The organism is Longimicrobium sp., assembly GCF_036280135.1.
Lineage (GTDB): Bacteria > Gemmatimonadota > Gemmatimonadetes > Longimicrobiales > Longimicrobiaceae > Longimicrobium.
This window is the reverse complement of record NZ_DASURI010000473.1, coordinates 1-5,431: the sequence shown is the minus strand read 5'-3', so window position 1 is coordinate 5,431 and position 5,431 is coordinate 1. Positions and strand designations below refer to the sequence as shown.

The window sequence follows — 5,431 nt, the reverse complement described above, 5'->3', positions numbered from 1 at the left end:
CCTCGAAGTCCTTCTCCTGGATCATCCGCTCCTGGAACGTGCCCATCTCGTACGGCTGCAGGCGCAGGTCCACCCCGATGTTGCGCCACATCCGCTGCAGGATCAGCGACACGTCGGCCCGGCGCTGGTTGCCCGTGTTGGTGATGAGCGTGAACCGGAACGGCCGCCCGTCCTTGTCGCGGATGCCGTCGCCGTCCGTGTCGCGCCACCCCTTCTGCTCCAGGATCCGCTTGGCCTGGGCCGTGTCGAAGGCCAGGGGCCGCATGCGCTGCGGGTCGTAGATGTCCGTGAAGATGGGCGGATAGGGCCCCGACGCCGGCACCGTGTACTCCTCCATCCGCAGCGTGCGGATGATCCCCTGCACGTCCACGGCCAGCCCCAGCGCGCGGCGGATCTCCGGGTCGGCGAACTGGGGCACCTTGGCCGGGTTGTACGCCACGAACTCCCAGAACCGGCCCTGCTCCCGCTCGAAGTGCAGGTTGGGTGCCTGCTGGCGCAGACCGGGGATCTGGTCGAAGGGGATGTTCCGCGCGAAGTGCACCGTGCCGTTGCGCAGCTCCACCAGCCGCGTGGTCGTCTCGGGGATCACGCGGATGACGAGCCGGTCCAGCCGCGGCTTCGTCGCCGCGTGCTCGTTGGGCACCAGGGTGATGGCCTGCCCGGGCTGCCACGCGCCGATGCGGAACGGCCCGCTCACCACCATGGTCTCCGGCCGGCTGAAGACGCGGTGGGTGCGCATGGCCCCGGGGGCCGTGCCCTGGTACGCGTGGCGGGGGACGATGTGCAGCCCCGAGTCGAAGAGCATCTCGGGGTAGCGGCGCTTGAAGTGGAAGGTGACGGTGCTGTCGTTCTCCGCCACCACCGAGTCGATGTCGGCCACGTTCTCCTGCCGGGGCGACGCCAGCTCCCGGCTGGCGTACATCTCGTACGTCCAGGCCACGTCCTGCGCCGTGATGGGCTGGCCGTCGGACCACTTGAGCCCGCTCTTCATCCGGTAGCGCAGGGCCGTGGAGTCCGGCCCCACGTACTCGTAGTTCCACGCGGCGGCCATGGGCGACTGGTCCGAGAGGGTAAAGACCAGCCGCCCGTCGCGCCACTCGGCCCGGGTGAGGGCCATGTACATCACGTCCATCAGGTCGGCGTCGATGCCGCCCTGAAAGAAGAACGGGTGGGGAAACTGGATGTCGCCCAGCTCGGCCACGACGGCCGTGCCGCCCTGCCGCGGCGTTCCCTCGCCGGCCGCCGGGTCGGCCTGGCCGCCGCCGGCGCCGCGTTCGCGGTCTCCGCCGCAGGCCGCCAGCACCAGCCCCGCCGCCAGTGCCGCCAGGCGGCGCGCGGCCGCCCCCGATCCCCGCCCAGACGTCTTCATGATGTGTGTCGTCAGGTCCGTTGTGGTCAGCGGTTGCGCATGGTGGGCAGCAGGTACCACCGGTCGATGCCCACCCAGTCGCCCCGGGCGTCGGGGTCCACGTTGCGCAGCCGCTCGTGCACGCCTTCCAGGCGCGTGGTGAAGTACAGGATGGTGTACGGCTGGTCCCGCGCGATCTGCCGCTGGTACTGCTGCCACACGGGGCGCGAGGCCTCGCGGTCCACGATGCGGGGCAGCGTGTCCAGCAGCCGGTCCGTCTCGGGGTTGCAGTACGACACCCACTGGTACGGCGAGTTCATCTTGCTGCACGAGAACAGGTCCGTGTCGTCGATGCGGAACTCCGTCACCCACGCCACGAGCACGGCGTCGAAGTCGCGCCGCTCCACGTCGTTGATGCGGTCCAGCATGGTGCCCCACTCCGACAGCTGGGGCCGCACGTCCACGCCCACGCGCTTGAGCTGGGCCTGCACGATCTCCGTGATGTCCTTGCGCTCGGCGTTGCCCTGGTTGGTCATCAGGGTAAAGCGGAAGGGCTGCCCCTGCGCGTTCTCCAGCACGCCGTCGCGGTTGCGGTCCTGCCACCCGGCCTCGGCCAGCAGCCGCCTGGCGCCCGCGGTGTCGTACCGCAGCTCGGCGCCGGCCTGCGGGTCGTGGTTCCAGAAGATGGGCGGGATGGTGGTGTTGCCCAGCTGGCCGTAGCCGCGCCGCACGGCCTTTACGATGGCCTCGCGGTCAATGGCCATGGTGAGGGCCTGCCGCACCCGCACGTCCTTGAACATCTCGCGCCGCTCGTTCCACCCCAGCATGAGGAACTGCCGGTCGGGAAAGGAGACCACGCGGGCGTTGGGCGACCGCTCGATGGCGTCGGCCTGCTCGGCCGTGGGCGCGATGTAGTAGTCGATGTTGCCGTTGAGCAGCTCCGTCTGCAGCGTCGTGGGCTCGGGGATCACCCGGTACACCAGCCGGTCCGCGTACGGGCGCCCTCCCAGCTCCCTGGGAAAGTTGGGGTTGGCCTCGAACACCCAGCGCTGCTGGGGCACGTGCTCCACGAACCGGAACGGCCCGTTGCCCACGGGCGAGCGCGTGCTGAACGGGTGGTTGCGGATCTGCGCCGGCGCCGTGCCTTCCAGGACGTGCCGGGGCACGGGCGCGAACGAGCGCCACGAATCCATGAAGTCGGCGTGCGGCTCCATGCCGATGCGGATCGTGAACGAGTCCACGACCGTGGCGTCCTTGTAGTGCGTCCAGAACGCCGTGTTGGGGAACCCCGTCTCGGGCGTGCGGGCCATGTCGTACGAGTACTTCACGTCGTACGCCGTCGTCTTCTTTCCGTCGTGCCAGAAGACGTCGTCGCGCAGGTGAAAGGTGAGCGCCGTGGTGTCGGCGTTCACCTCCCACGACCGCGCCAGCCGGGGCACGGGCTCCATCTTGTCGTTGTACGTGACCAGGGGCATGAACAGCACGAACTGCTGCACCTGGTTGGCCGTGTGGTCCGTGCTGGTAAGGGGGTTCATGTCGGGGATGGCGCCGATGGCACCAATCACGATCGTCCCCCCGTAGCGCTGCTGCTCGGGAACGCTGGGCTCGTCGGCGGCCTGCCCGCCCCCCTTGGGGCGCGCCGCGTCGTTCCCGCCGCCGCAGGCGGCCAGGAGCGCGAGGGCCAGCAGGGAAAGGGACCGTTGCTTCATCAGGATGTCTGTCCGCGGGTACGGTCGGCGCCGGCCCGAGGCGGGCGGCAGGCGACAGAAAACGAGAAAACGGACCCCGCGCGGGGCAGGGCCGGTCTCTGGTGTACTTGCCTGCCGCGCGACGAGTTCCGCCTAGCGCTGCCGGTTGGCCGGGATGTACCACTCCCGGATGTTTACGATCTTGCTTCGCACGTCCGTCACCACGCCCTGCGGACGGGGTCCCAGGCCGGCCAGGTCCTCGGACCAGTACAGGAACGTCACGGGCTGGTCCTGCTGCAGGATCTGCGAGTACTGCGCCCAGATCTGCTTTGCCTGTGCCTCGTCCGTCGTGGCCAGCCCGCGCGTCATCAGCTGGTCCGCCTGGGGATTGCAGTAGCCCGTGCGGTTGGCCGAGTTGGCGATGCGGGCCTCGGCGCAGCTGAAGAGGGGCGTGGGATCGACCTTGAAGGTGTCCAGGCTCCAGTTGGCCAGCACGGCGTCGTACTGCCGGGCCTTGTACTGCTGCAGCATGGACTGGAACTCCTGCGGGCGAATCTCCAGCTGCACGCCCACCTGCCTGAGCTGCGCCTGCACCACCTGCGCGATGTCGGCGTGCAGACGGTTGGCGGAGTTGATGGTGAGCACGGCGCGCAGGGGCTGGCCGCCCTTGTCGGCGATGGAGTCGCCGTTGGTGTCGCGCCACCCGGCTTGGGCCAGCAGCTGCCGGGCCTGGGCGGGGTCGTACGGAAGCGGCTGCGCGGCCGTGTACAGCGGGCTCCAGGGCGGGATCATCCCGTGGGCCGGCTGGCCGTAGCCCTTGAGCAGCGCCTCGATGATGCGCTCGCGGTTGATGGCCATGCCCATGGCCCGCCGCACCCGCGCGTCGGCAAAGAGCGGGCGGGTGTTGTTCCACGCGAAGAAGGTGAACTCGCGCGACGGGTAGTGGCGCAGGTCCAGCCCGCGCTGGTTCTGCACCTGGGCGCCCTGGTCCGGCAGCAGCGTGTAGCCGATCATGTCGGCCGTGCCGTTGATGAGCTCGCGCACCATGGTGGTGGCCTCGGGCACCACGCGAAAGACGACGCGGTCCAGGTGGGGGCGGCCGCCCAGGGCCTGCGGGAACTGCGGGTTGGCCTCCAGCGTCACGGACTGCGTGGGGCGCCACTCGGCGAACTTGAAGGGGCCGCTGCCCACGGGCCGGCGGTTGAACGGGTGCTGGGCCAGCTGCGCCGGCGCCACGTCCTTCAGCAGGTGCCTGGGCAGGGGTGGCCACCAGAAGCCGTCCAGGGCCTGCGCGTGCGGCGACTCGAAGCTGAAGCGCACCGTGAACGAGTCCACCACGGCGGCGGACTTGACCAGGTTCATGTACGCGCTGCCCAGCAGCGAGGCCGTGGCGGGGTCCTTGGCCAGGTCGAAGGTGAACTTGACGTCCTCGGCCGTGACGGGCTGGCCGTCGTGCCAGCGCACGTCGCGCCGCAGGTGAAAGGTGACGGCCGTGTCCGTCAACTCCCACCGCTCGGCCAGCCAGGGGATGGGCTTGAGCTTGTCGTCGTACTGGATGAGCGGCGTGAACAGCATGTGCTTGATCACGTCGTCCGTCGTGAGGTGCGTGTTGGTGACGGGGTTGAACGCCTGGAAGTCCGACAGCACGCTGATGGCCGCCGTTCCGCCCTGCACCGGGGTGCCCTTGTCGGCACCGCCCTTGGCGTCGCCCCCGCCTCCGCCGTCCCCGCCCCCACAGGCGGACAGCACGAGGACCGCGATGGCCGGCAGGATGCGCCGGGCGCTGAGTGCGTTCATTCCTCCCCCTCCCACGTCGTCAGATGGCGTGCGCGCCGGCATGAATCCCCGGCCAAGACGCGCTCAGCGATGCCAAGTCCATGCCGGGTCCTCGAACCGCGCCCGGTGCCCCTCCGCCCCGCGCACTTCGTCCTCCGTCAGCCCGTCCCGCAGGAGGGTGACACCCAGCCCCGCCGTCCACCCCCACGCCAGCGCCTCCACGAGCACGTCCCAGTCCGGCGCGGCGCCCAGCAGCCCCGCCAGCGTGGCCGGCGGATCGGCCGCGGCCATCCGCGCGTCCGCCCGCAGCAGTTCGCCCACGGCGGACTGGTCGTCCTCGATGGGGAGCGAGCCGGGCTGCAGCATCACCCCCGCTTCCGTGCGCTGCGCGCTGCCCACGAGCTTGCGTCCCCCCGCCGTGACCTCGCCCTCCACCGGCTGCTCAAAGCAGGGCGCGAGGGAGGGGATGGGCGCGCGCTCCACGCCGGCGGGCTGCAGGTGCGCGGGCACGCCCAGCCGCTGCAGGCCGGCGACGAGCGCGCGGTTGACGGCGGCGTACGCCTGGCGCGGGCCGCCCAGCGCGCCCTGCGGCGCGGCGACGCTGTAGGTGAGCTCGCGG

The 5,431-nt window shown here is 70.6% G+C and carries 4 protein-coding genes; all 4 read right to left on the bottom strand.

Going from position 1 to position 5,431, the window contains the following annotated elements:
• Positions 1-1,369, bottom strand: a 1,369-nt coding sequence (locus tag VFZ20_RS15305) for a peptide ABC transporter substrate-binding protein (protein ID WP_329684776.1), incomplete at its 3' end; no start/stop codon positions are given.
• Between the two features lie 26 nt (positions 1,370-1,395).
• Positions 1,396-3,057, bottom strand: coding sequence for an ABC transporter substrate-binding protein (locus VFZ20_RS15300; RefSeq protein ID WP_329684775.1), 1,662 nt, complete (start codon positions 3,055-3,057; stop codon positions 1,396-1,398).
• A gap of 132 nt (positions 3,058-3,189) precedes the next feature.
• Positions 3,190-4,833, bottom strand: coding sequence for an ABC transporter substrate-binding protein (locus VFZ20_RS15295; protein WP_329684774.1), 1,644 nt, complete (start codon positions 4,831-4,833; stop codon positions 3,190-3,192).
• A gap of 63 nt (positions 4,834-4,896) precedes the next feature.
• A partial coding sequence (locus VFZ20_RS15290; protein ID WP_329684773.1) for a lipoate--protein ligase family protein occupies positions 4,897-5,431 on the bottom strand: 535 nt, incomplete at its 5' end.

Coding starts and splice junctions, on each gene's coding strand:
- VFZ20_RS15295 (WP_329684774.1), bottom strand. CDS start 4,833: ATGAACGCACTCAGCGCCCGGCGCATCCTGCCGGCCATCGCGGTCCTC.
- VFZ20_RS15300 (WP_329684775.1), bottom strand. CDS start 3,057: ATGAAGCAACGGTCCCTTTCCCTGCTGGCCCTCGCGCTCCTGGCCGCC.